This is a genomic window from Lysobacter capsici, assembly GCF_014779555.2.
Taxonomy (GTDB): Bacteria; Pseudomonadota; Gammaproteobacteria; order Xanthomonadales; family Xanthomonadaceae; genus Lysobacter; species Lysobacter capsici.
The window spans coordinates 5345009-5370303 of record NZ_CP094357.1 but is presented as its reverse complement, the minus strand read 5'-3'; the positions used below and the strand labels follow the sequence as shown (position 1 = coordinate 5370303).

The following is a 25295-nucleotide window of genomic DNA, read 5'->3' as shown; positions in this document are numbered from 1 at the left end:
GCGCAGGGCGATGCGCTGCGATCTGGGATAACGCATCGCGCCATCGATTTTCCGGCGCCGCGCGTCGCCGGCACACCGATGTCCAGCACGGAGCAGGCGACCGCGTGGCCGAGCGCGCATGCCCGGCGCGCGACCGCGCCGCGGTGTGGGACAATGGATCCAGGAGTGATCGTCAGGCGATCGCGAACTCCGGCCTTCTTGATCTGCATCGACGGTGAAGCGATATGGCGTGGTTACATGGACGTGGGCACGGTGCATGGCTCGCACTGATTCTGGGATTGTCGAACGCGGGCGCGGCGATGGCGGCGCAGGCCGATGCGACATCCGACCGGTGGGGCGGCTTCATGGGCGACGGCGCGCACGCGGTCGACCGCGATCGGTTGAAGCTGCGCGCCGACGGCCTTACCGAGTCGGCGTCGCGCTATCCGCGCACCTCGTCGCACGGCTGGACCGCCGAGCAGAACGCGGCCGGCTATTACGAATCCCTGGAACGTCTGCTCGACTGCCGCAGCGGTCTGTACGTGGACACGGCCTTGTTGCTGCTCGACCGCGACAGCCGTCCGATCGCGCGCCGCGATCTGCCCTATGAGGACCAGCTGCAACAGATCGCCTTGCGCCAGGACGAAGTGGAGAGCCACCGCTGGCCCGCGTCCAGCGAGATCTGGCTGGCCTGCGCACTGGCGATGATGCCCCGACAGGCCGCTTCGGCGGCCGCGCCGGAATCGGCGGCGGCGACCGAGTTCGCCTACGACTACGCCGCGATCGGCGATGCGCCGCCGGCCGATGCCCGCGCGCTGTTCGAACGCTTGCGCGCGCAATACGACCAGGCCATCGCGCGCTACGCGCCGCCGCTGCCGGCGCCGAAGTCGGCAGCGCCGGCATCGCGTCGGAGCGAGCGTCGGTCGCGCTCGGCGCCGGCCGAAGATTCGCTGTCCGCGTTCGATCTGGACTCGCTGCGCCATCGCGGCGACGGCGTCATCGAGGTGACGTCGCGCAGCTCGCGGGTCGAGGTGGAGCGCTGGCCGCAGAAGGTGCCCGAGGACGCGCAGGTCGAGCAGGTGCTGGCGATCGATTGCCGCAACGGCCTCACCGTGCCGATCGAACAAAACTTCCGCGCCGCCGCGGGCGGCGCCGAACTGTCGCGTCGATCCGCGCCGGTGCTGGCGACGTTGACCCAACTGGCGCGGCAATCGTCGTACGGGCCAAGCGGTTGGGACGAATGGCTCGGCCCGCGAGCGCCTTCGGATTCGGCAAGCCTGTGCAAACTCGCCGCGCAGCGTTGCGGCGCGGCGGCGCAAACGGCCGCGTTCGAAATCGACCCCACGCGCTTGTCGACCGAAGCCGGTGCGCCGCTGCTGCTGTCGGCGCGCGCGATCTGGCTGGACTATCGCGCCAGTTTCGTTCCTTCCTGTCCGATCGGAGAGCGCTGATGCGCGGTTCGCTGTTCAAATCCCTGCTGGCGCTGGTTTGCGCCGGGACATTGTGCGCGCCGCTGTCGGCCGCCGAGACGACCCAGCCCGCCGAAGGCGCGCTCGAAGTATTCACCTTGAACAATGAGCTCACGCACTGGACCGGCCAGGGCCTGCGCGACGCGCGCGGCCGCGTGGTGGTCCCGGTCGACACCGTCGAGTTCACCCGTTTGCCCGGCGGCGGATGGTTGAGTCGCGCCGGGCTCGGCGGCGAACTGCTCGACGCGCACGGCAAGCGCATCGCCGGCCCGTTCGAGTACATCGAGCCGCCCCAGCCCTCGCTGGACGCGATGCTGATCGGCACCGAAGGCTCGCCGGTGCTGGGCGGCAAGGGTGGTCTGGTGCGCGAGGACGGCCGTGTGGTGGCCGAGCCGGTGTATACCGAACTCGATGCGCTGGAGGGAACCGGCCTGTTCTCGTTCCAGCGCGCGCGCCGCACCGGCGCGATGAATGCACAGGGACGTATCGTGCTGGAGCCGCTCAACGATTCAGTCACGGCGGTTGCGTCCTTGCTGGCGGTAACGCGACGCGGCCAGTCGGCGTTGTTCGATCGCAACGGCAAGGCGCTGACCGAATTCCGCGATGGCGTCGACTACAAGGCGCTGGAGGGCTCGCCGTGGATTCGCGAGTGCATCCGTCCGGTCGGCGAACACAACGGCGTAGAGATTGTCGATGAGCCGAGCTGCCGCGTGCTGGACGAAACCGCCAAGCCCGCCATTCCCGGCGAGTTCGCGGAAGTCGATTACCTGCCCGACGCACGGCGCTGGGTCGCGATTGCGTATCGCAAAGCGAACGGCAGCGATGAACCCGCGCCGCGCTACGTCAATCGCACGGTCCTGCTGCTGGACGAGGCCGGGCGTCGTGTCGCCGAGTTGCAGGCCCTCTACATCCACCAGACCCAGGCCGCTCGCCTGGTCGTCACCGTGGCCACGTCCGATGGCGCCGACGATCGCGAGGGCCTTGCCGACCGCGACGGTCGCTGGCTGGTCAAGCCGGACTACGACCGGATCGAAACCTTGCCGATCGCCTTCGCCGAGCGGGATGGCAACAAGGCGCCGCCGCAATTCTCCACCCTGCGCTGGATTGAGGGCACCCGCTCCGACGTCGGCGTGGTCGACGCCGACGGGCGCGTGATCCTGCCGATGGCCGAGTGGCAGGTGATCGCGCACTATCCGAGCCTGGCGCTGTACATCGTCAAGCTGGGCGACAAGACGGGCGTGATCGACAGCGCCGGGCGTTGGCGGATCCCGGCCAAGCATAGCGACATCGCGCCTAACAGCGACCTGCCCGCGCCGTATGTGATTTTTTCGGATACCGATTATTCCGGGCGAGGCGAAGACCGCGATCGCTATACCTTGTACGACCTGCGCAGCGGCAAGCCGGTGTTCGCGGGCGATTACCGATACATCGACCCGCAAGACAGCTACTGGCCGATGGGCGTCAACGCGCCTTGGCCGGAGTTCGTGATCGTCGCCGCTGAACGCGGCGGCAAGCATGGCGTGATCGACATGCAAGGGAACGTGGTGGTGCCGTTCGAGTACTACAACATCGACTCGCCGGATCGTTGGGGGCGGATGACCGTGTATCGCGACGAAAACGATGAGAAGGGGCGCCAGGTCGACGGTCTGCCGCCGCAGAAGGCGGCCCGCCTGCGCGACATGCTGTCGCGCCAGATCCGCGAACAGCAGGCGCCGGTATCCAGCGTGCATGCGCCTTACGCCGGCCGTTACGTGCCGGCGCAGTACACCGACGCCGCGCAGGTCCAGGCCGCGGCGCAGCGCGGCGCGCTGTCGCGGCCGGTGGCGCCGATGATCCTGATGGACGCTTCGACCGCGATTCTCGACCTGGGCATGATCGGCAACCGCAAGGGGCCGGCATTGGATTATCTGGAGTACTACTGCGAGCGCGACAACGGCTTCGACATCCTGATGCCGGGCGCGGACGTGTCCGAGAGGGCCTGCGTCGATCCCAAGGCGCCGCGCCTGATCCTGCAGGCCGCGGGTGAGCAGGATTGGACCTGCAGCACCTGCAAGGACTACGGCCTGCCCGAACGCTGGCGCCGCACCGATCCCGCGCCGAATCCGAATCTGCCGTGAGCCTCGCCTTCGCCTGTGTATAGCGTCGAATGCACAGCGCCGACCGATTGGGTCGGCGCTATCCCAGCGCGGTATCCAGCACCATCATCAACACGAACCCGATCATCAGCCCGGCCGTGGCGAAACGCTCATGGCCCTTGCGATGCGATTCGGGAATGATCTCGTGGCTGATCACGAACAGCATCGCGCCCGCCGCGAAGCCCAGCCCCCACGGCAACAGCGCATGCGAATGGCTGGTCACGGCCGCGCCGAGCACCGCGCCGACCGGTTCGATCAAACCGCTCGCGGCGCCGATGAACACCGACCATAGCCGGCCATAGCCCGCGGCCAGCAACGCGACCGCCACCACCAGGCCTTCGGGCACGTCCTGGATCGCGATGCCGATCGCCAGCGCGTTGGCCCGCACCGCGCCCTCGTTGCCGGCGTAGCCCACGCCGATCGCCAGGCCCTCGGGCAGGTTGTGCAGGGCGATGGCGAACACGAACAGCCAGGTGCGGCGCAGTTTTCCCGGCGACTGCCCTTCGCGGCCCTTGATGAAATGTTCGTGCGGCACCACGCGATCGATCAGCATGATCGTCGCCCCGCCCAACAGCACGGCCAGGCCGATCACCAGGCTGGCGCCGCGCTGGCCGCCGCCGAACTGGGCGGTGGCCTGCGCCGCCGCCAGGCCCGGAATGATCAGCGAGAACGCGCAGGCCGCGAGCATCACGCCGGCGCCGAATCCGAACAGGGTGTCCTGGATGCGATCGGACAGGCGCTGCGAAAACAACACCGGCAGCGCGCCCAGCGCGGTGGCCAAGGCCGCGACCGCACCGCCGACGAAGGCGGCGCGCACCGCCGGCACGCTGTCGATGAAGCGCCACGCGTCGGCGATCATCGCCATCGCGCCGAGCGCGAGGATGACCAACCCGAGCCATTGCGCCACGCTCAACCTGCGGCCGAACACCGTCGCGCGCGCATCGCTCATCGCGCCCTCGGCGCTGGAATCAGTTCTGCGCCTGTGCATATCGCCTCGCCACTTCCGGCCAATTCACCACGTTGTAGAACGCGGCGATGTAGTCCGGCCGCCGGTTCTGGTACTTCAGGTAATACGCGTGTTCCCACACGTCCAGGCCGAGGATAGGCACGCCGCCCGAGCCGATCGAGCGCATCAGCGGGCTGTCCTGATTGCCGCTGCTCTCCACATTGAGCCGGCCGTCCGCGCCCACCACCAACCACGCCCAGCCGCTGCCGAAGCGGGTCAGCGCGGCCTTGGTGAAGGCGTCCTTGAAGGCGTCGAAGCCGCCGAGATCGGCCTGGATCGCCTGCGCCAAGGCCCCCTCGGGTCGACCGCCGCCGCCTTGATCGGCCGGCGCCATCACCGTCCAGAACAGGCTGTGGTTGGCATGACCGCCGCCGTTGTTGCGCACCGGTCCGCGCAGGTGCTCGGGCAGGCTGTCGATCGCGGCGATCAGCGTTTCCACCGCGATGCCGTCGTATTCGCTGCCTTGCAGCGCGGCGTTGAGATTGTTGATGTAGGTCTGGTGATGCTTGCTGTGATGGATCTCCATCGTCTTCGCATCGATATGCGGCTCGAGTGCATCGAAGGCGTAGGGCAGGGCGGGAAGTTCATAGCTCATGTTCGGTCGTCCGAAAGCGGGAGAGAGGGCAAAGCGGATCAGTGAAACGCGTCGGCACCCAGCGACGACAACGCCGACAGGCCATCGCGCAACAGCGCCTGGGTTCTCGCGCACGCGCCGTGGCGGGTCTGCCAGTCGAGCAGGGCGAGTCGGGTACGGCTCAGGTGATGCGCGGCGCGGCGACGCGCGGCGTCGGGCGCATGCGGATCGGCGGCGATGCTGATCAGGGCTTCGTGCGGCAGGCACAAGTGCTCGAGCGTGCCGACCGGATCGCGACGGTGACGATGGGTTTCGGACACGTTGTGATGCGCCACGACCAGGGCGGCGAGACAGTCGTCAGGGCAGGCGGCGAGCGCCGGACTTGCGATCAGCGCGAGCGTTGTCTGCAAGGCCTGTCGATACAGGCGTTGCGCATGCGCGAATTGGCGTCGGTCGAAGGCCGCATTGGCCTGGCGCGTCAGCTCGCGCCATTGGGCGAGACCGGTTTGCGCATCCGGATGCGGGATCGGTTCAAGGCTGGACTGCGCACGCATGGGCGGCTCCTCGGTTGCAAGGGGCCCTTTGCGTGAAGATCTGCGTGCGTATTCAGGCGCTGCGATGATAGCCACGCGCCGCTCGGCGCGTCCAGTCGTGTCGGTGGCACGGATCGTCCGATCAGGCGTTCATGGCCCGACCTGGATCACGCTTCGCGCGGTTGTTCATGGATCGGGCCGGGTAGTGATCGGCGCGTGTTGCGCCATCAGTTCGGCGATCCAGTCGATGAATACGCGCAGTTTGCGGCTGACATGGCGGTTGGGAGGGAACGCCAGGTACAACGGCATCGGCTCCATCCGCCAGTCCTGAAACAAGGGGATCAGTTCGCCGCTCGCCGCATGCGCCTTCGCCATGTAGTCCGGCAGCCACAGCACGCCCATGCCGGCCAGGCCCGCGGCGAGATAGGCGTTGCCGTCGTCGACCGCGAGCACGTAGCGGCCTTGCACGTCGATGCTTTCGTTGTCGCGGTGCATGGCATAGCGGAACACCTTGCCGCTGCGCGCCCAATGGAAGCCGACGATGCGGTGATGGCTGTCCTCCAGCTCTTGCGGATGCGAGAGCGTGCCGGCGCGCTGCAGATAACTTGGCGCTGCGTACACGCGCAGTTGCAGATCGCCGACATGCCGCGCCATCAGCGACTGATTGGTGAGCGCGCCGCCGCGCACCACGCAGTCGACGTTTTCGCCGATCAGGTCGACCATGCGATCGCTCACGCCCATGTCGAACTGGATGTCCGGGTATTGCGCGTGGAACGCGGGCAAGGCCGGCATCAGGATCATGCGCGCGAGCGGGCTGGGCACATCCACCCGCAACCGGCCCTTGGGCGCCGCCGAGGCGCTGGACAGGCTGGTCTCGGCATCGTCCATGTCGGCGAGCAGGCGCACCACGCGCTCGTAGTAAGCGGCGCCGTCGGCGGTGACGGCGAGCTTGCGCGTGGTGCGGTTGAGCAGGCGCACGCGCAGCCGCGCTTCCAGCTGCTGCACCAGCTGGGTCACGCTGGTCTTGCTCATGTGCAGGGTCTGCGCCGCCTTGGTGAAGCTGCCGGCTTCGACCACGCGAACGAAGGCCTGCATCGCATCGAAACGGTCCATCCGTGCTCCGGCCGGGTCGGGGATTGTTTGGATTCTACGGACAGTGATGACCGCATTGGCCTGTTTATCCCCGGCATCGGCGGGCCTAGAGTTTCCGCATCGTCGCGGCGCGGGTCGGCTGCGACCCTTCGATGGAGATAACTCAGTGAATAAACGCGACGTGGTCTTTCCCGCCGGGCGCCATGCGCTGTACGAACGCAATCGCTACTCGCCGGCGATCCGCTCCGATGGCTTCCTGTTCGTCTCCGGCCAGGTCGGCAGCCGCGAGGACGGCTCGCCCGAGCCCGAACTGAGCGCGCAGGTGCGGCGCGCGTTCGACAACCTCAACGCGATCCTGCAAGCCGCGGGCTGTACATTCGACGACGTGATCGACGTGACCGTGTTCATCGTCGATCCCGAAACGAACTTCGACACCATCTGGAATGTCCTGCCCGATTACTGGGGCAGCGCGCCATACCCGACTCTGACCGGCATCGGCGTGACTTGGCTGTACGGCTTTCAATTCGAGATCAAGGTGATCGCCAAGCTGCCGCGGACGGATGCGTCGGCGGCCTGAGCAATAGCGCGGCGTTCGTCACAGGCCCAGTTGCCGTTCCAGTTCCCGGCGCCGGGCCTGCAGCCGGGCGCGGTTGCGACAGGCCCGGATCAGCACGGTCACCGCGACGACGAGCATCGCGGCACCCATCGCGGCCGCGGCCTGGAAGACCGGGCCGCCCGCGGTGAGCGCCATCGCCGATGCGCCAGCGAAAAACAGCGCGGTGAAAACCACCGCCATCCAACCCGCGACGACACGATGATTGGCCAGCAAAGGCCGGCGATGCCGCAGCACCCACGTCGCATACGCGACCCAACTGGCGCCGATGCCGAGCATGACCGCGAGCGCGACCTGGGTGCGGCCTGGCAACGCCGGCTCGGTCGCCAGCAATGCGCCGAGCAGCACGCTCATCATCAGCGCCGCCAGCAGCAAGGCGACATGGCCATAGCGCGAGCGTGTGGACAGCGCCTGGGTCGTGAGATTCCGCAGTTCCGCATCCAGCGAGCGTGGCGAGGATTGAGTGATCATGGGCGCGATTCCTCCGGGACAATGTGTTTGCGCAACAACGCTCGCGCGCGGAACAGTCGCGATTTGACCGTGCCGACCGGGATGCCCAGCGCGGCGGCGATATCGGCCAGCGAAAGCTCTTCGAGATAGAACAACGTCAACATTTCGCGTTCGACGATCGGCAGCGAGGCCATGCCGTTGGCGAGCGCGCGTTCGAGATCTTCGTCGTCGCCGCTGTCTGCCGCCGCCAGTTCGTCCATATCGACGCCGGTGTCCACAGGCATGGCATAGCGGCTCCGCAGCCGGTCCATGAACGTGCGGTGCGCGATCCCGAACAGCCAGGCGCGGAACTGCGCGGCCTCGCGCAGCGTTCCCAGTCCTTGCAACGCGCGCAGCCAGACGTCCTGGGTGAGGTCGTCGGCCAGCTCCGGATCGTTGCTCAGCTTCAGCGCATACCGATGCAGCGAGCCCGACCAGCGCCGGATCAGATCGTCGAAGGCCGCGCGTTCGCCCAACTGGCAGCGCACGACCAGCAACTGGTCGGCGCGCGCTCGGTCCGTGCGCTCTTGATCGGTGCGTGTGCGCTTGGCGGCGTTCTCGTCCAACGGCGGACTCTCCTTCACTCGTCGCTAAGGTAGTCGGCGAATGGGCGAAAAGGTTCACCGGGCGCCGTTGAGGCGGTCCGGGGCCACGATCGACAGTCGCCATACGCCTGCGTCGGCTTGGCCGCGCGCTGGAGAACCGGCGTCGGATCGTCCAAGATTCGGCCACGCGCCGCGCCGCGTTCGGCAACGCTGAGGCCGGCGCATCGTGCCAGGCTTGGGCGAATCCCGCCGCGGCGAAGCACTGTCACTCTCAACGGAATCCGCCTTCGATGAACGCCTTCGCACGTCTGCTGTCGGGATGCCTGCTCGCTATGCTCGCGACGGGCGGCGCGGCCTTCGCGCAGGAGCGCAGCCAGGAACCGGCCGAGGCCGAAGCGGTCGCGGCGACCTCGGTACAGGACGGCCCTTACCTGAGCTACGGCGCCTCGCAGGTGCAGGCGCAGTGGGTGTGCGACGGCGAGGTGATCCGCAAGACGTTCAAGGCGCGGCGATGGCCGCTGCGGATACCGCCGCGCTGCGGCTATCCCGATCCCATCGAGGTCAGGGCGAAGGCGGCCGCCGAACCCACCTCGTCCGTCAGCGGCGTCGACCGCATCGTCGCCCTGTCCGACATCCACGGCCAGTTCGACCTGGCCGTGCGCTTGCTGCAAGCCAATCACGTCATCGACCAGCGGCTTCGCTGGCACTACGGCAGCGGTCATCTGGTCGTGGTCGGCGATGTCTTCGATCGCGGTCCTCGCGTCACCGAGACGTTCTGGCTGCTGTATCAGCTGCAACAGCAGGCGCGCGACGCCGGCGGCGACGTGCATGTGCTGCTCGGCAATCACGAAACCATGGTGCTGTACGACGACCTGCGTTACGTCAACCCGAAGTACCTGCGCAGCGCCGAGCTGTTGGGCAAGCCGTACCCGCAGCTGTACGACGCCGACAGCGTGCTGGGCGCGTGGCTGCGCACATTGCCGACGATGCTGAAGATCGACGACCTGCTGTTCGTCCATGGCGGCATCGAGCCGGGTCATTTCGATCTGCATCTGGATCGCGACGCGGTCAACGCGCGCTACCGGCAATCGCTCGGCCTGGCCAAGGCCACGGTGAAAGAGGATCCGCTGTACGCGCCGCTGTACGACGGCAAGACCAGCCCGATCTGGTATCGCGGCTACTTCAAGCAAGGCGAGCTCGGCCAGAACGACGTGCAGACGATTCTCGACCGCCTCGGCGTGAGCCGCATCGTCGTCGGCCATACCTCGATGGAGCACGTCGGTGCTTACTTCGACGGCCGCGTCATCGCCGTCGACAGCAGCATCAAGGAAGGCCGCTCCGGCGAACTGCTGTTCGTCGAGCACGGACGCCTGGAGCGCGGCACGCTGGATGGAAAACGCGTGCCGCTTTGAGTCGATTGTGAGTTCTAGTGCGACCTTGGAGCGTGGTATGGGGATGTGGGTGCGACACAGCGGCTGGAAAGGGCGGGCAACCACGGCAGGCGCGGTCTAGACTGGTGGTAATCGGCAGTAGGAAGCTCGCCATGAAATTTCGCCTTCTCGCGGTCTTGCTCGTTCTGGTGTGCTGCGCGCTGACGGGCTGCAAAACCATCGAGCCAGCCAATAGCACGCTCAAGGACTTGCAGGAGTGGGCATCGCCCGAGCCGTATGACAGCGTGTCGCCCGCGCACGAGCAGCGGCGCGCCAAGGCGGCGATGGTGCAGTGGGTCGAGCGGTATCTGAAGCACGAATATCGAGTGGTCGGTCAACGTTTCGTCTTGACCGCGCCCGGGGACACCGCGGGAGCGGCGATCGGCTCCAAGGCGCATCAATATGTCACGCAGAACTTGGGTGGCGCGATGCACATCGATGGCTGGTATGACGATGATAACTACATGCTGCATGTGTGGAAATTCGGCGACAGCTCACCGCGCTATGTGGCTTTCGCGTTGACCCGCGATTTTTTGCCTGGTACGCCTGAACGCCGTATGGTGGGCTATCTGGAACTTGAGTCCGTAGCGAAAAATTGACCAGGCTGCGACAAAAGGAAGTCGATATGAGCAGGGAAGAACAGCAGTGCACGGCCACATTACGCAGGAGACTCACCATGAAATTTCGCCCTCTCGCGGCTTTGCTCTTGCTGGCGTGTTGCGCGCTGATGAGTTGCAAAACCATCGAGCCAGCCAATAGCACGCTCAAAGACTTACAGGAGTGGGCAACGCCCGAGCCGTATGACAGCGTGTCGCCCGCGCACGAGCAGCAGCGTGCCAAGGCGGCGATGGTGCAGTGGGTCGAGCAGTATTTGAAGCGTGAATATCGGGTGGTAGGTCAACGTTTCGTCTTGACCGCGCCCGGGTCCACCGACGGGGCGGCGATCGGTTCCAAAGCGCATCAATATGTCACGCAGAACTTGGGTGGTGCGATGCAGACCGATGGCTGGTTTGGCGATGACAATTACAGGATGTTTTTTTGGACATTCGGTGATGGCTCACCGCGCTATGTGGCCTTTGTGTTGACACGAGATTTTCTACCCGACACTGGTGAGCGCGGTATGGTGGGCTATCTGGAACTTGTGCCTGCGGCGAAAAATTGACGAACACACCACAATAGGAAGTCGATATGGCCAGGGAAGAACGACAATTTACAGCCGACGATTTATATGGAACCGATAGTCGTCCTCATGCAGCGGATATCCGTCAGGACCACCTGTACAACTGCTATTTCCTCGCGCCGATGGGCCCACTCGGCGAGCAGCAGCCCGATCGCATTCGCGATGCCATTCGCTTCAATGCCGAGGCCGGCGAGTTCACGGTGACGCTGTACCGCCCGCCTAACACGCTCGAGCGTGGTCAAGGGCAAACCGATCCGATCCGGGAATCGATCGTCGTGTCGCAAGACGATATTCGCCGCAACATCAGCGAACGGGGCGGTGGCACGGCCGACAACAATCGCGAGCGCAATGGCCCCCTGTGGCCGACCGTGATCGAGGCCGGGTTCGCCGAGCTCTATGGCCGCAATGCGCAGGGAAAAGTCGATCTGGACCGGGGCTACCGGACGATCGGCGAGGTGACAGGCGGCGGTGGTCTGGGCGACGGCGTGTATGCCTTGACCGGAGAATCGGGCCGTAGTCTGCGCATCCTCGATCCCGCCGCCCCGCCGATGCGGCCCACCGGCCCCGACCATGTCGCACGCTCCGAGCCGCCGCCGTACCGTGCGCCCTTGCACGCTGCCAGGTTGGAGCTGGATGCGGTCTATACCGAGGTGGAGCAGGCGCTGGCGAACGGCCGGCCGGTATCGATGGCGACGCAGGGCCGGGATGTTCGCGATGGCCTCGAGGAAAGCCATGCCTACATGGTGATGGGCGTGTCGCGCGATCCGCGAACCAACGAGGCCCAGGTCACGCTTCGTAATCCCTACGGCCATAACCAGCGTGCGAGAGAAGGCGATCACAACATCGGCACAGGTTGGAGCACGAACAACCCGGAAATTACAGTCAACCTCAATCGGCTCGTACACGAAGGCAGTTTCGCCGAGTTCAACATCGGCCCGGCGGCGCGCGTGCAGACGCAACAGCAAAGCGCACCTGCGCCTGAGCAGGGCGTGCCAACGCAAGGCGCGCCGACAACGCAACCCGCTCAAGCCGAACCACAACAACCGACCTCTTCGCCTCCAGGCGCCGCCAGCATCACCGACCGCAACCACCCCGGCCACGAACGCTTCCAGCAAGCGATGGACGCGATCGGGCGTTCGCCGAACATCCCGCCCGGTACATTTCCGGACGAACGCCTGCAGCAGGCCGCCGCCAATCTGGCTTACGCCAGCCTCGCCGGCGCGCAGCGGCCGCAGGGCGGTCAGAACGAGCGGCTCGACCGGATCGATTTCGTCGTGTTCAACAACGACCGCAGCGGCCTGATCGCCGGTCAGGGCGAACTAGGCAATCCGACCGCGAAACTGGCCTTGCTGCCCGCCGCGCAGGACAACGCCACCAGCCTGTCCCAGGCCTCGCAGCAGGTTCGCGACACGCTGGCCCAGCAGCCGTCACAAGCGCAGGGCGTGGCGCAACAAGCAACCGCGCAGGCGCAGGACGACCCGGCGATAAAAGGCCCGAGGGTTTAGGCCCGCCGGCCGTCCGGCCAATCCTGCAATGGCGCCGCATGCTGCAATGCACAATAATGGCGCCATGACCGTCGCCGCCCCCGTCCGCCCGGACACCCCCGCACCCGCCCCGATTCTGTCTTCCCGTCAGGTCGGCCTGATCGTGTTCGCGCTGGCCATGGGTGGTTTCGCCATCGGCACCAGTGAGTTCGTGGTGATGGGGCTGATCACCGACATCGCCCGCGCGATGGCCGTGACCGAACCGCAGGTGGGGCATGTCATCAGCGCCTATGCGCTCGGCGTGGTGATCGGCGCGCCGACCCTGGCGATCCTCGGCGCGCGCATGTCGCGGCGCAGTCTGCTGCTGGCGCTGATGGGCTTCTACGCGTTCGGCAATCTGGCCAGCGCGTTGGCGCCGGGCTACTACAGTCTGATGCTGGCGCGCTTCGTCGCCGGCCTGCCGCACGGCGCGTATTTCGGAATCGCGGCCCTGGTCGCCGCGCGGATCAGCCCGCCCGAGCAACACGGCGCCGCGGTCGGACGGGTGATGCTGGGCTTGTCGGTCGCGTTGCTGGTGGGCAATCCGCTGGCGACGTGGCTGGGGCAGAGTTTCGGTTGGCGTTGGGCGTTCGCGCTGGTGTCGCTGATCGCCTTGGCGACGGTGGCGATGACGATGCGGGTGTTGCCGCGCGGCATGAACGCGCCGCGTCCGGACGCGATGCGCGAACTGCGCGATTTCAATCGCAAGCCGGTATGGCTGGCGCTGGGCATCGGCGCGATCGGTTTCGCCGGCATGTTCTGCGTCTTCAGCTATCTGGCGCCGACCCTGGTGCATGTCACCGGCGTGCGCGAATCGTTCGTGCCGTTCGGCCTGATCGCGTTCGGCATCGGCGGCATTCTCGGCACGCTCGGCGGCGGCTGGCTGTTCGATCGCCTGCAGTTCCGCGCGGCGGCGTGGATCCTGGTGTGGTCGGCGATCATCCTGCTGCTGTTCCCGCTGGCCGCGCGCTCGGTGTGGACGGTGCTGCCGGCGGTGCTCGCGGTCGGCACGATGGGCGCGCTGGCGACGGTGTTGCAGGCGCATCTGATGGACGTCGCCAAATCGGCGCAGACACTGGCGGCGGCCTCCAACCACTCCGCGTTCAACATGGCCAATGCGCTGGGGCCGTGGTTGGGCGGCATGGCGATCACCGCGGGTTACGGCTGGACCTCGACCGGCGTGGGCGGCGCGATCACCGCGCTGGCCGGATTGCTGATCTATGCTTGGGCGCGCGCCGACGCGCGTCGCGCAACGCCGTCGACGGTGGCTTGCGAAGCCGATTGATTCATCGCTCGACGCAACGATGCGAGCACGGCATCGGCGCCCAAGCCGCGAACCACCTGGAACCATCGAGCATGAAGATCCACGGTTACAGCGATGAAGGGCGGTCCAACGGCGAGATCCAGCCCAAGGCGATGGCGGAAATCAGCCTGGTCGCGACCCCGGCCGAATTGCGGCGGATCGCCAGCTTTCTCAACAAAGCCGCCGACACCATGCAGCGCATGGGCGCGAACTACGGTCATGAGCATCTGTCGGACCGGCAACCGGGTTTCGACGACTCGCCGCATTTCGTGGTGGTCGGCGGCGATCGTTCCGACGATTGATCGACCACGAGTCGCTGCGCACATGGCCTGACGACGATTGCCGGCACAGCGGACAGCATGGCCGGCATCGGTGCCCGGTCCGGCCATTGGCCAGAACGGCGACATCGGCTTCGGCGCCGCCGACAGCAGCGTGATGTGTCGGAGCGCACCGGGCAACCTCGCGGCGATTCGTGTCTTGGACACCCGGCCCGCCACGTTGCCTTGTCCCTCGCCCTGGCATAGGCTCGGGCCGGCTGGGCGTGCGCGCGCCGCGATGCGATCGGCCGCATGCGCGGTCATCGATGGGCACGGCGATCCCGCGCGATCATTGGCTACGACGATCTCAAGGAGGGGACAATGCAGCAAGACGAATTGATGGCCTTGATCAGCAAGACCGCGGTGCTGATGGAGCAGTTCGAGCGGCGTTGCGAGGAAATCAGCGCCAGCCAGCGCGCGGTGATGCAGCAACTGCAGCAACTGGCCCAGCAAGTGCCCGGCGTGGTCCGGCAATCGGCCGACGAAAGCCTGCGCAGCCTGCCCGGCGCGGTCATGGGGCGGCTGGAAAGCGGCCTGGACCAGCCGGTGGGCGCTTACGAAAAACGCCTGCAGAGCGCCGGCGGATTGCTGCAGGAAGGCTCGCAGACCCTGGCCGCGCAGCTCAAGCGCATGGAATCGCTGCATAAGCATCTGGTCTGGAAAGTCGTCGGCGCCGCGTTCGGCAGCGTGCTGCTGGTGCTGATCGGCGGCGGTTGGCTGTTGTGGCAGTACCGCGCCGACATCAACGAGAACCGGGTCGCGGCCGATCTGCTGCGCGCCTACAACCAGGCCGACGTGACCCTGTGCGATGGCCGCCTGTGCGCCAATGTCGAGCCGCAGGGCAAGAGCTACGGCGATCAAAAACAGTATCGCGTGGTGCAGCCGCGACGCTGAGCGCGGGGCCGGGCGTTGCGGCCGATCGTCCGGACGCAACGAAGCGCCGGACTCGTCTCGTCCGGTGGGTATCGACGAATTGCCGCGATGCCTGCGCGCGCAGGTATCGCGCGCGATGTGATCAGAACATCCGGTCCGGGTCCTTGATGTAACTGCCGGAAAACTCCAGGCGGATGCCGGCGATCGCCGATTTCAGCTGGGTCAGGTCGACGGTTTCGCTGTCGCCCGCGGAAACTTTCGGCGAGGAGATGATCCAGTCGGTGGACAGGGTCGGCTCGGAGTACGAGGTGCGGAAGTCCTCGGCGATCGCGGCGCGCGCGCGGATGCAGCTGGGCTGGTCGTGCGGGCTGGCGGCGAGGTCGTAGCGGAAGCTCAGGTCGACCGGCGCGCCCTGGAAGTGGAACAGTTTCGACTGCGCGCCGATCAGGCGAGTGTCGTCGTACACGCCGCTGGTGCGCACGGTGAATTCGACCGCGCCGCTCTTCGGGCGCTTGCCTTCGACCCAGTCCACCCAGACGAAGATTTCGCCGACGCGGGCGCGGCTGACCCGGCCCCAGCCCGACAGCGGCCCGTTGCTGGGCGTCAGCGCGATCGCGACCCGCTCGCCCTTGAGCAAGGCCTCGCGCGCCGCCGCCGCCACGATGTGCTTGATCTGCACGAACGGCTGCGGCGGCGGACGGAAGCTGTCGAGCGCGCGGCCCTGCATCTTCTTGAGGTCGGCGATCTCGGCCAGGTCGCCGGAGAGGTCGGCGATGCCGCGCAGGTTGTCGCGCGGCGCGCGTTCGTCGGTCAAGGCCCAATAGCGGTACGCGGCATCGAACTGCTGCAGCGCCACCAGCATCGAGCGCTGCACCTTGCGGTAGTTGCCCCACAGCACCACCATCGCCTGACCGGACAAGGCTTTCTGCGCGGTCAGCGCATTGATCTCGGCCAGCACCGCGTCGTGCTGCCGGCGCGCGATTTCGGACTGCAATTTCGCCCGCGCCATTTCCTGGATCAGCGGCGGCAAGGCGATCTGCGCGGCGGTCAACGCGCGGCCGTAGATCACCAGGATCTTGAGTTCTTTCAGATATTCGTTGGCGCCGTCGATCTTCTGGTCGATCGCGGGCGCCAGCTGGGTTTCGACCTCCACCCACAACTGGTCCCAATAGGCATTGGCCGACGGCGCGCCCTTGGCGTCGTCGGACAGCGAGCCGCGGGTGATCGCGGCCATCGCATCGGCGAAGCTCTTGGCGTTGTCGAGTTTGTCGGTCGCCGCGACGATATCCAGGCACAGGCGCACGATCTTCTCGATCGCCTTGCCGACCTGGACCAGCTTGCTCATGATCTCGGCCAGTTTGGCCGCGGTGCTCGCCACATCGGCCGCGGCCTTGGCCGCGCCGGCGGCGCCCGAGGCGTTGCCGGAAAACATCGAGGCGACGCCGGACACGAACGAGAACACGCTGCCGACGATGGCCATCGCCATCTCGCGCTTTTTGGCTTCTTCCCAGGCCGCCAGGCCGGCCTTGAATCCGGCTTCTGCGCGCTTGACCTGATCGCTCTGCGGGCCGATCGAATTCTGCGCGCGGGTGACGTTGGCGGTGGCGATGCGGAAATTCTCCGCCAGTTGCTCGGTGACGAGTTTCTGGAACGCGCCCTGGTCGTCCTTTTCGCCCAGCACCAGCCGCGCGGCTTTCTTGCGCGCGTCCAGGTCGTAGGCGCGATCGCTCAGGCGGGCGAAGGTGCCGGCGTAGGCTTGCAATGTGGGGATGTGTTCCTTGGCCAATTCGCCGTAGAACGCCGCGCTCAGGTACGGCACCTGGCCCGGGTCGAAGCGTACCGGCCGCAACAGTTCCTGGGCGGCGCGGCAGCCCAGCGCGACGGTCTGCCAGGCCGGGCGGTCGGGCGAGCGATCCAGTAATTGCTCCAGCCGCGCGAGCAGTTCCACCGCCAGCTCGCCCTTGCCTTCGGCGGCCAGCTGCTGCGCGGCGAACAGCATGCGTTCGAGCAGCGGCGTGCAGGCCTCCAGCGGCAGCAGCAACACGAACAACGGATGTTCGGTGAACGGCAATGGGTCGTGCAGGCCCATCGTGGTGACCATCAGCTGGGTGCGGGTCAGCGGATCGGGCAGGTCGTGGGTGGTGCGGATGTCTTGACGGCCCCGGTTGGGATCGGTCCAGAACATCCAGCGCAGCAGGGTCTTGGTCTTCAACACCGGGCTGAAGCCGCACACATAGAAACCCAGATAGAACTCGACGTCCCAGCCGCGTTTTTCCAGTTGCAGCTTTTCGTTGGTTTCCAGATGACGCGCGATCACGATCACCCGGCTGAAGTCGCCGCACAGGATCGGGACCTCGGGCGTGTGGCGGACGTCGACGGTGTCGGCGAAGACCAGCACCTTGTTGACCTCGAACGCCTCCTCGGCGCGGCCGCGATTCTGCGCGCGGGTCACCGCTTCGCCGAGGTTGACCCGCATTCCGGTCACCACCCACCAGCGGTCCGCGCGCACCAGGCGCTCAAGCCGCCCGATGTCGTAAGGGTTGTCGATCAGCGCGTCCCAGTCGGGCTCGGCGCCGGACGCGGTGGCGTCGGACGAAAGGATGTTCATGCGTGCAGCGTCCCCTGTGGTAATCCGCGAGATGCATCCTTGCTGCAGCGGTAAGCAACGGGGAATACGCAATTCGATGGACGAACCGGCCGCGACAACGATTCGCGCTGGCGCGGCGGGATGGTCAGTAGCGAAATTCCCGGATCACCCGGGTCAGGTCCACGCCGCCGCGTGCCAGTTCGCTCAATACCTGCTCGGTGTAGCGTCGCGGCGGGCAGTAGTGGCTGCTGTGATCGGTGATCGCGGTCAGCACGCCGTCGCGCGCTTCCAGTTCACCCGCGCCGGCGACCGGCTTGCCCTGGCCGAGGCTGGAGTGATGAAAGCGGCCCACCAAGTGCTCCTTCGCCGAATAAATCGCGCCGTCGCCGTGCATGACGAAGATCGCGCGTCCCCGGCCGCTCCAGTGGGTGTGCGAGTCGGCGGTATCGAACAGGCTGCCGTCGGCGCGGTACAGCAGGCCGTCGCGGACGTCGATCCGGTACGGCGGCAGTTCGGCGTCGCTGAGGTAATGCACATGGCTGGATCGCCACACGCTGTTGCCGGGCAGGTGTTCGCCTTCGAACTGGGCCAGGCGGGGCGTGACGGCGTAGGCGGGCATGGGGGCGGCCTGGTGGGAGGATTCATTACAGTGCGGGGCGCGAGGACGGGTCAATCCGCCGGGACGGATCGCCCAGGCCGTGCGGGGCGCGGGTTCGCCCGCTTCCGGCCGGCGGCCGCGCGTACTAGACTCGTGGGCATGCGAAATCCCCTGCAAGATCAATTGCTCAAAGCCGGCCTGGTGAAGAAGTCCCAGGTCGCCCAGGTCGCGCGCGAGCAGGCCAAGCAGCGCCACGGCAAGGCGCCGGCCGCGCCCAGCGCCGAGCAGGTCGAGGCCGAGCGCGCGCGGGCGGAACGGGCCGAGCGCGATCGCGCATTGGCCGCCGAACGCAATGCGCAGGCGCGCGCGCACGAGTTGCGCGCGCAGATCCGCCAGATCGTCGAGACGAACAAGGTCAAGCGCGAAGGCGAGATCAGCTACCGCTTCACCGATGGCGCGGCGATCAAGAGCGTGTGGATCAATCCGGCGTTGCGCGCGCAGCTGGCGAGCGGCGCGCTGGTGATCGCGCGTCACGACGATGGCTATGAGCTGTTGCCGCGCGCCGCCGCGGAGAAAGTCAGTGCGCGCGATCCGTCGATGATCGTGCTCGACCACGCCGCGTCCGCGCCGGCGCCGACCGAAGCCAGCGACGACGATGCGTTCTACGCCAAGTTCCAGGTGCCGGACGATCTGATCTGGTAATCGCTCGTCAGCGTTGGACGTCCTGTCCGGCCTGATCGAGCATCCACTGCGTAAACGCCTGGATGCGCGGATCGTCGTCGCCGCTTGCCGGATAGACCAGGTGATAGGCGTAATCCGGCGCCACCGGGACGCCGATATCAAACAATCGCAGCAGCCGGCCCTGGGCGAGGTCGTTGCCGATCAGCGCCAGATCGACCAGGCCAATCGCGCCGCTGTCGATCACCGTCTGCACCACATAGCCCGAATCGGCGAAGGCGACGCAGCGGCTGTCGTCGAAATCGTCGATGCCGGCCGCGGCCATCCACATGCGCCAGTTCGGCCAGACCATGCGTTCGGTCTTCCAGTCGACATAGCACAAGGTGTGCCGCGACAGGTCGCGCGGCTCTTTCGGCGCCGGCGCGTTCGTCAGCAGGGCCGGGCTGCACACAGCGACCACCACCGTGTCGAACAAGCGATGCGATCGCGTCCGCGGGTAGTCGCCGGTGCCGAAGCGGATCGCCACGTCGATATCGTCGGCTTCGAAGTCGCGCAGTTCATCGCTGATGTCGAAGCTTAGTTGCAGATCTGGATGCGCGGCATTGAACCGCGCCATCCGCGGCAACAGCCAGTTGCTGGCGAATCCGGCGCTGAGCGATACGCGCAACCGGCTCGAGCCGCGTTCCAGGCTGCGCGCGCGGCCGAGCGCGCGTTGCAGCGTGCCCAGGGCGTCGACCGTCGCTTCGAACAGCACCGCGCCGGCCGCGGTCAGCTGGATGCTGCGGCTGGTGCGGACGAACAGCACCAGGCCCAGTTGCTCTTCGATTTCCTTGATCTGGTAGCTGACCGCGGCCGGGGTCAGGCCGACTTCGTCGGCGGCGCGGGTGAAGTTCAGATGGCGCGCGGCCGCTTCGAAGGTCCTGAGCGCCCGGGTGCCGGGCAGCATGCGATTCATCGATCTTCAAGCCGCGTTTGACGATGCGCTGAGAATTACTCGTTTTTGCGCGCGCCTACAAGCGGCGATGATCGCGGCAACGAAAACACTGGAGTGAACCCATGTCGGTTGGCTTGAACCCGGGCGAAACGCCGCGGGACGGCGTTGCTTTGCCCGCGGCCGCGGCCGCGGTCGAGGCCGCATCCGCGACAAACGCATCCGCGCCGCGCGACCATCGCGTGCGCTGGTCGGCGCGTTCTTGGATCGCCTTGCTGATCTTCAGCGGGGTGATCCTGCTCGACGGTCTGGACATCTCGATGATCGCGGTGGCGATCCCGGAGATACAGCGCGAGTTCGCGATCAGCGCGGCCACCGCGCAATGGTTCGTCAGCGCCTATATCCTGGCTTTCGGCGGGTTCCTGCTGTTGGGCGGACGCTGCGCCGATCTGTTCGGACGCCGGCGGGTGCTGGTGATCGGCCTGGCGGTGTTCGCGCTGGTGTCGGTGCTCGGCGCCTTCGCCAGCGATGCCGGTTTGTTGATCGTTTCGCGCTTCGTCAAGGGCATGGCCGCGGGCTTCACCGGACCGGCGGCGATGTCGCTGTTGACAACGACCTTCGCCGAAGGCCCGCATCGCAACAAGGCGTTCGGCATCTTCAATCTGTTCGAAGCCTCGGGTTATTCCAGCGGCTTGTTGATCGGCGGCCTGCTCGCGGCGCTGGACTGGCGCTACATCTTTATTTTGCCGATTCCGGTCGCGGTGCTGCTGTTGTTGGCCGCGTTGCGTTTTCTGCCGCCGGACCCGCCGCGCAGCGAACCCGTACGGCTCGACCTCGGCGGCGCGTTGACCCTGGTCGGCGGCATGCTGCTGCTGGTGTTCACTCTGGTGTCGGCCGAACACGTGGGTTGGATCGCGCCGCGTACGATCGCCGGTTTCGTGGTGTCGGCGCTGTCGCTGTTCGGTTTCTATCTGATCGAACGCAAGTCCAGGCATCCGCTGATCCGGCTCGGCATCTTCCGCAATCGCGGACTGGTCGCCGCCAATCTCAGCGCCGCGTTGTTGTACGGCGGCGCGATGGGCTTTCAATTCCTGATCGCCTTGTACCTGCAGAACCTGCACGGCTGGCAACCGTGGCAGATGGCGCTGGTGCTGCTGCCGGCCGGGCTGATGGTGGTGATTCTCGGGCCGAAACTCGGCGCGGCGATCAGCCGGTTCGGCGTCGACAAGGTGCTGCGGGTCGGCTTGCTCGCGTTCGTGCCGTGCTATCTGCTGATGCTGCGCATCGGCCCGCGGCCGGATCTGTGGACCGTGCTGCTGCCCGCCTCGGTGCTGTGGGGCGTGGGGTTCGCGCTGAGCATTTCGGCGTTGATGGTCGCCGGCACCAACGGCGTCGACGACGAGGAGCAGGGGCTCGCGGCCGGCTTGCTCAACAGTTCGTTGCAGGTGGGCGGCGCCTGCGGCCTGGCGGTGGTGACCGCGGCGATCGCGCCGGCGACGCAGCTGTCGATGCTGGTTCCAGGCGTGGTCGTGATCCTGGTGTTCGCGGTGCTGACCTTGCTTGCGCAGTTGCTGCGTAAGCGGGGTTGAAGGCGACGCAAGCGCGAGAGCGCAGCTCGGTCTCGTGTCGGTAGCATCGCGACGATGATGCGGGCCGCGGCCGCGTATCGCCGCAACGTAACGGGACGGGTGTTGGGGACCCGTCCCGCGACGCCATGGCCGCCACCGTGCATCACAAGCCCACGGTCACGACTGATGGATCACAGCCCGCCGCCCGGCGGCGGCAGGGCGAAACACATGCTCTGCTGCGAGGTGTACAGGCCGATGGCCCGGCCCCAGCCCGCGGGTTGCGGATCGGCGCAGCCGTGGCTGATATAGCGCACGCCCTGCACCGTGCCGCCGGTGTCGCGGTAGGTCCGTATCTCGACATAGGCGCCCGGTTGCGCCGACAGGTTGAACACGATGCCGGCCGACAACGCCGTCGCCGCGATCGCAAGAATCAAGCTTCTGTAGGGTTTTTTCATAGGTTCTCTCCATGAGGTAGCGGCGAACGGATGTGCGCCGGTGAACGTCCTGGGGACGCGGTCCGGTGATAGGCCCGGGTCCGGCCGTCGCCGGCCGTGACCGCCCGCCCGACCGGCCGCGGCCCGACGCGCTGTGCGGTACGCGGTCGCTGCGTCGGCGCACACGACCCAGTTCGTAGCGAGCGGGCAAAACCCGACACGGCGCCGTGGCGCGCGCGAACCACAGGCCGACGCGCGGGCGGTCGGGAACGGACTGTTAAACTCCAGTTCCCTACGCAGCGACGACCCGCATGGCCGATGCCGCTCCTTCCGCGCCCGTTGCCGGCCGCTACGCCCTGGCCGACCTGATCGTCGACACGGTCGGGCAGCGGGTCGAGCGCGACGGCGTGGCGCTCAAGGTCTCGGGGCTGAGTTTCCAGTTGCTGGCGTATCTGATCGCGCAGGGCGATCGCGTGGTGGGGTTCGACGAACTGATCGAACAGGTCTGGGCGCCGGCGGTGGTCAACGAGGAAACCGTGACCCAGCGGGTCAAGCTGCTGCGTCAGGCGATGGGCGACGACGGCCGCGATCCGCGCTATCTGCGCTCGGTGCGCGGACGCGGTTATCAGTTGTGCGTGCGGCCCGAGCGGCTGCGCGACGCGCCCGAGGCGATACCCGCGGACGAGCCTGTAAGCGAGCCCGTGAGCGGGCCTGCAGACCCATCGCCGTCGACGACGCGGCGACTCGCGCCGTGGATCGCGGCGGTCGCGCTGCTGTCGCTCGCCGGCATCGGCATCGGCGTATGGCACAGCCGCTCGGCGACCTTGCCCGCGGCCGCGCCCATCGCCACAACGCCGCAAAGCCTGACCCAGCGCGCCGAGTACTACGCCAGCCTCGGTCAGCGCGACAACAACGAACGCGCGATCGCGCTGTATCAACAGGCCTTGCAGGAAACCCCGCGCGACCGCGCCGCCCAGGTCGGATTGAGCCGCGCCTACAGTGCGCGCGTATGCCTGTTCAATTTCGCGCCCGAATGGGCGGTGCGCGCGCAGACCCTGGCCCAGGCCGCGATCGCCGCCGATCCGAACGATGCCGCCGCTTACGCCGCGCTGGGCTATTCGCACGATTGCCGTGGACGCCTCAACGACGCGCTGGCCGGTTACGAACAGGCGCTGCGCCTGGACCCGACGAACGACGCCACCCGCGCCTCGGCCGCGTATCTGTACGACCGCAAGGGCCGCCTCGCCGATGCCTTGATCGCCAACACCTCGCTGCGCGGCGATCCGGCGCGGGTGCGTTTTCTGCAACTGCAGATCGCCAGCAACCTGGACCTGCTCGGTTATCCCCAGGCGGCCGAAGCGCGATATCGCGAAAGTTTCCGGCTGTACCCGGACAACGTGTTTTCCAATATCGCCTGGCCGCGGTTCCTGTTCCGCCACGGCCGCCTGACCGAAGCGCGGCGCGCGCTGGACCAGGCCTTGCAACGCGGCACCGAACACGCCGACCTGCATCTGCTGGCCGGCGAGCTGGCGTTGGTGCGCGGCGATCGCAAAGATGCGGCGACGGCATTCGCGCGCGCCGCCGCATTGCGGCCGCAGGCGAGCCTGCCGCGGACCCTGGTCGATCTGTACGGCTCGCCGGCCAAACCCGAGGCTCTGCGCGATCGCGCCAACGAGTCCAGCGAGTATCTGCAAAAAGGCGCGGGCTATCCCTCCGACTGGCTGGAAGTGGCCTTGCTGCACGCCGGCAGCGGCGACTCCGCCGCCGCGCTGCTCGACGTGCAGCGCGCGGTCGACGAAGGCTATCGCGACGCCGATTACCTCGGCGCCTCGCCGCTGTTCCGGCCGCTGGCCGCGCATCCCGAGTTCGCGCGTTCGCTCGACCTCATCCACCAGCGCGTGGCCGACCAAAACCGCCAGGTGCCGCGCGAGTTGCTGGCGCGGCTTACGGCATCGCCTTGAGCAGATAGTCGGCGAACAACTGCTGCGATTGCGGATGGGCGTTGCGCTGATTGAACGCGGTCCGGGTCAGCACCGCGACCAGGCGCTGCTCGGGCAGGATGAACACGTAGTTGCCGCCGTTGCCCGACATCGCCCACACCCCGGTCTGCTGGCCGTGCAGCGGAAAGCGGAAGCGCCAGAACTGATAGCCGTAGTCGGCGTCGTCGCGCGCCTGCGCATGCACGCTCAGCGCGGCGTCGATCCAGGCTTTCGATATCACCGTCTTGCCCTGCCAGCGTCCGCCGTCGGCGACCATCTGTCCGAGCTTGGCCAGGTCGCGGCTGCGATAGCGGGTGCCGCCGCCGCCCATGCCGACGCCTTCGGGCGAACGGTTCCACTGCGAACGGGTGATGCCCAGCGGTTGTTCCAGGGCTTGCGCGGCGAAGGTCTGCAAGGGCTGCCCGCTCGCGCGTTCGACCACCGCGCCGAGCAGGAAGCTGCCGGCGGTGCAGTACGAGAACGAACGTCCGTGCGGGCTGTTTTCCGGACGCGTCATCCACGGCGCGAAGCCCTTGATCGGCAGGCCCAGGACGAAGCCGGTCCAATCCTCGCGCACATACATGCGTTCTTCGTTGCCGTCGGAGAACGGGTTGTCGTCGTCGCAGTCCCACAGCGAACTCATGGTCAGCAGGTCTTCGAGGGTGAACTTGTCCTTGCGTGGATCCGGGTTCCGCCACGGGCGCTTGTCGGCGAAGTAGCCGTACACGCCGGCCTGGGCGTTGGGGATCAGGCCGCGGTCGATGGCCGCGCCGACCAGGAGCGAGGTGACGCTCTTGGTCGCCGAGCGCACATCGTTGAGGACGTCGGGGCCGCCCTTGTTGAAGTAGGCCTCGTAGACCAGCTTGCCGTCCTTGGCGACGACGATGCTGGTGACGTCGGCGAAGGTGCCCTTGGCGATGGCGGCTTCGAGTTCGCCGAAGCGTTCGACCTGCCAGCCCTGGGCGGCGGCGTCGGCGACCGCCCAGCCGTCGTCGCGCGCCTGCGGCGGTTGATAGGCACCGGCCAGACCGGGGGCGGCGGCGAGCAGGGCGAGCAGCGGGAGGGTCAGGCAACTGAAGCGTGAACGCATGATCGAGGTTCCGAGCGATGAGGAAACCCGATTGCGGACGATCGCCGGATGAAGTGCCTGAAACCTGGATGAAGAATTATGAAGGCCTTGCGCGGCATGGGTTTGCGGGCAGGCGGGCGCGGGCGCCGGGCGGGGCGCGCGAGCGCGAACGGCTTGGCGAGCCCGGACCGATCGGATACCGGGCGCCCGTCCCGGCGTAGGGAGATGCGCGGCCGCGCGCGTTAGCGGCGATGGCGGAGCGGCGTCGGGCGATGGCGACACGCGATGAGCCGTTCCTCACGTCGATTACGTGTTTATCGTCACAGGACGCTCGACGTCGCCGAGGCTCCGGACCGATCCGGCTGCGCCCGGTCGGTGCCGATCGGGCGG

Annotated in this window: 24 protein-coding genes; 13 read left to right on the top strand and 11 right to left on the bottom strand. The window is 67.1% G+C overall.

The annotated features are described in order from the left end of the window. Window positions 1-278 precede the first annotated feature (278 nt). Together IEQ11_RS22200 and IEQ11_RS22195 are read left to right on the top strand one after the other, a co-directional pair. Window positions 279-1430 (top strand): hypothetical protein, encoded by a 1152-nt coding sequence (locus tag IEQ11_RS22200; protein WP_191821203.1) that lies wholly within the window; start codon window positions 279-281, stop codon window positions 1428-1430. Continuing rightward, window positions 1430-3565, top strand: a complete 2136-nt coding sequence (locus tag IEQ11_RS22195) for a WG repeat-containing protein (RefSeq protein ID WP_191821204.1) — start codon at window positions 1430-1432, stop codon at window positions 3563-3565. The genes IEQ11_RS22200 and IEQ11_RS22195 overlap by 1 nt, the downstream gene beginning before the upstream one ends. 58 nt (window positions 3566-3623) lie before the next feature. Here the strand turns inward: IEQ11_RS22195 and IEQ11_RS22190 are convergent, their stop codons facing one another. The 4 genes from IEQ11_RS22190 to IEQ11_RS22175 form a co-directional block, all read right to left on the bottom strand. Next, a complete protein-coding gene (locus IEQ11_RS22190) occupies window positions 3624-4532 on the bottom strand; it encodes a ZIP family metal transporter (protein ID WP_191821205.1) in 909 nt (302 codons plus the stop codon). A gap of 19 nt (window positions 4533-4551) precedes the next feature. Next, a complete protein-coding gene (locus IEQ11_RS22185) occupies window positions 4552-5184 on the bottom strand; it encodes a superoxide dismutase (protein WP_191821206.1) in 633 nt (210 codons plus the stop codon). A 38-nt stretch (window positions 5185-5222) separates the two neighbouring features. After that, the gene (locus IEQ11_RS22180) at window positions 5223-5717 is read right to left on the bottom strand and encodes a hypothetical protein (RefSeq protein WP_191821207.1); all 495 of its coding nucleotides are present in this window, start codon (window positions 5715-5717) and stop codon (window positions 5223-5225) included. Window positions 5718-5882: 165 nt separating this feature from the next. After that, window positions 5883-6809, bottom strand: coding sequence for a LysR family transcriptional regulator (locus tag IEQ11_RS22175; RefSeq protein WP_191821208.1), 927 nt, complete (start codon window positions 6807-6809; stop codon window positions 5883-5885). A gap of 145 nt (window positions 6810-6954) precedes the next feature. Here IEQ11_RS22175 and IEQ11_RS22170 point away from each other — a divergent pair, with 145 nt between their 5' ends. Further along, a complete protein-coding gene (locus IEQ11_RS22170; protein ID WP_191821209.1) occupies window positions 6955-7365 on the top strand; it encodes a RidA family protein in 411 nt (136 codons plus the stop codon). A gap of 18 nt (window positions 7366-7383) precedes the next feature. Here IEQ11_RS22170 and IEQ11_RS22165 read toward each other — a convergent pair whose 3' ends face one another. Beyond that, window positions 7384-7872: a hypothetical protein gene (locus IEQ11_RS22165; RefSeq protein WP_191821210.1), complete on the bottom strand. Its 489-nt coding sequence runs from the start codon at window positions 7870-7872 to the stop codon at window positions 7384-7386. Next, window positions 7869-8456, bottom strand: a complete 588-nt coding sequence (locus IEQ11_RS22160; protein WP_191821211.1) for an RNA polymerase sigma factor — start codon at window positions 8454-8456, stop codon at window positions 7869-7871. The genes IEQ11_RS22165 and IEQ11_RS22160 overlap by 4 nt, the downstream gene beginning before the upstream one ends. 269 nt (window positions 8457-8725) lie before the next feature. On the opposite strand from IEQ11_RS22160, the gene IEQ11_RS22155 reads away from it, so the two are divergent. From IEQ11_RS22155 to IEQ11_RS22125, 7 genes are all read left to right on the top strand, one after another. Continuing rightward, complete coding sequence (locus tag IEQ11_RS22155; RefSeq protein WP_228464477.1) at window positions 8726-9847, top strand: metallophosphoesterase; 1122 nt, start codon at window positions 8726-8728, stop codon at window positions 9845-9847. A 131-nt stretch (window positions 9848-9978) separates the two neighbouring features. Next, a complete protein-coding gene (locus IEQ11_RS22150; RefSeq protein ID WP_191821212.1) occupies window positions 9979-10464 on the top strand; it encodes a hypothetical protein in 486 nt (161 codons plus the stop codon). Between the two features lie 77 nt (window positions 10465-10541). After that, the gene (locus IEQ11_RS22145; RefSeq protein WP_191821213.1) at window positions 10542-11027 is read left to right on the top strand and encodes a hypothetical protein; all 486 of its coding nucleotides are present in this window, start codon (window positions 10542-10544) and stop codon (window positions 11025-11027) included. A gap of 26 nt (window positions 11028-11053) precedes the next feature. After that, entirely contained in the window at window positions 11054-12550 is a 1497-nt protein-coding gene (locus IEQ11_RS22140; protein ID WP_191821214.1) for an XVIPCD domain-containing protein, read from the top strand. 64 nt (window positions 12551-12614) lie between these two features. Next, window positions 12615-13853 (top strand): MFS transporter, encoded by a 1239-nt coding sequence (locus tag IEQ11_RS22135; protein WP_191821215.1) that lies wholly within the window; start codon window positions 12615-12617, stop codon window positions 13851-13853. Between the two features lie 71 nt (window positions 13854-13924). Next, complete coding sequence (locus IEQ11_RS22130) at window positions 13925-14173, top strand: Imm32 family immunity protein (protein ID WP_052756419.1); 249 nt, start codon at window positions 13925-13927, stop codon at window positions 14171-14173. Between the two features lie 336 nt (window positions 14174-14509). Next, window positions 14510-15082, top strand: a complete 573-nt coding sequence (locus IEQ11_RS22125) for a relaxation protein (RefSeq protein ID WP_096416464.1) — start codon at window positions 14510-14512, stop codon at window positions 15080-15082. Window positions 15083-15203: 121 nt separating this feature from the next. Here the strand turns inward: IEQ11_RS22125 and IEQ11_RS22120 are convergent, their stop codons facing one another. Beyond that, the gene (locus IEQ11_RS22120) at window positions 15204-17669 is read right to left on the bottom strand and encodes a hypothetical protein (RefSeq protein ID WP_191821216.1); all 2466 of its coding nucleotides are present in this window, start codon (window positions 17667-17669) and stop codon (window positions 15204-15206) included. 124 nt (window positions 17670-17793) lie between these two features. After that, window positions 17794-18267: a hypothetical protein gene (locus tag IEQ11_RS22115; RefSeq protein WP_191821217.1), complete on the bottom strand. Its 474-nt coding sequence runs from the start codon at window positions 18265-18267 to the stop codon at window positions 17794-17796. A 138-nt stretch (window positions 18268-18405) separates the two neighbouring features. On the opposite strand from IEQ11_RS22115, the gene IEQ11_RS22110 reads away from it, so the two are divergent. Then, complete coding sequence (locus IEQ11_RS22110; protein WP_191821218.1) at window positions 18406-18948, top strand: DUF2058 domain-containing protein; 543 nt, start codon at window positions 18406-18408, stop codon at window positions 18946-18948. A 7-nt stretch (window positions 18949-18955) separates the two neighbouring features. Here the strand turns inward: IEQ11_RS22110 and IEQ11_RS22105 are convergent, their stop codons facing one another. Beyond that, on the bottom strand, window positions 18956-19879 hold the full coding sequence (locus IEQ11_RS22105) for a LysR substrate-binding domain-containing protein (protein ID WP_191821219.1): 924 nt from the start codon (window positions 19877-19879) through the stop codon (window positions 18956-18958). Window positions 19880-19980: 101 nt separating this feature from the next. On the opposite strand from IEQ11_RS22105, the gene IEQ11_RS22100 reads away from it, so the two are divergent. Beyond that, complete coding sequence (locus IEQ11_RS22100) at window positions 19981-21444, top strand: MFS transporter (RefSeq protein ID WP_191821220.1); 1464 nt, start codon at window positions 19981-19983, stop codon at window positions 21442-21444. 170 nt (window positions 21445-21614) lie between these two features. Here the strand turns inward: IEQ11_RS22100 and IEQ11_RS22095 are convergent, their stop codons facing one another. Further along, window positions 21615-21878 carry a hypothetical protein gene (locus IEQ11_RS22095; protein ID WP_096416449.1) on the bottom strand — a complete coding sequence of 88 codons (264 nt, stop codon included), beginning with the start codon at window positions 21876-21878 and terminating at the stop codon, window positions 21615-21617. Window positions 21879-22168: 290 nt separating this feature from the next. On the opposite strand from IEQ11_RS22095, the gene IEQ11_RS22090 reads away from it, so the two are divergent. After that, entirely contained in the window at window positions 22169-23818 is a 1650-nt protein-coding gene (locus IEQ11_RS22090; protein WP_191821221.1) for a winged helix-turn-helix transcriptional regulator, read from the top strand. Here the strand turns inward: IEQ11_RS22090 and IEQ11_RS22085 are convergent. Further along, entirely contained in the window at window positions 23802-24926 is a 1125-nt protein-coding gene (locus IEQ11_RS22085; protein WP_051547291.1) for a serine hydrolase domain-containing protein, read from the bottom strand. The genes IEQ11_RS22090 and IEQ11_RS22085 overlap by 17 nt on opposite strands. Between the last annotated feature and the right edge of the window lie 369 nt (window positions 24927-25295).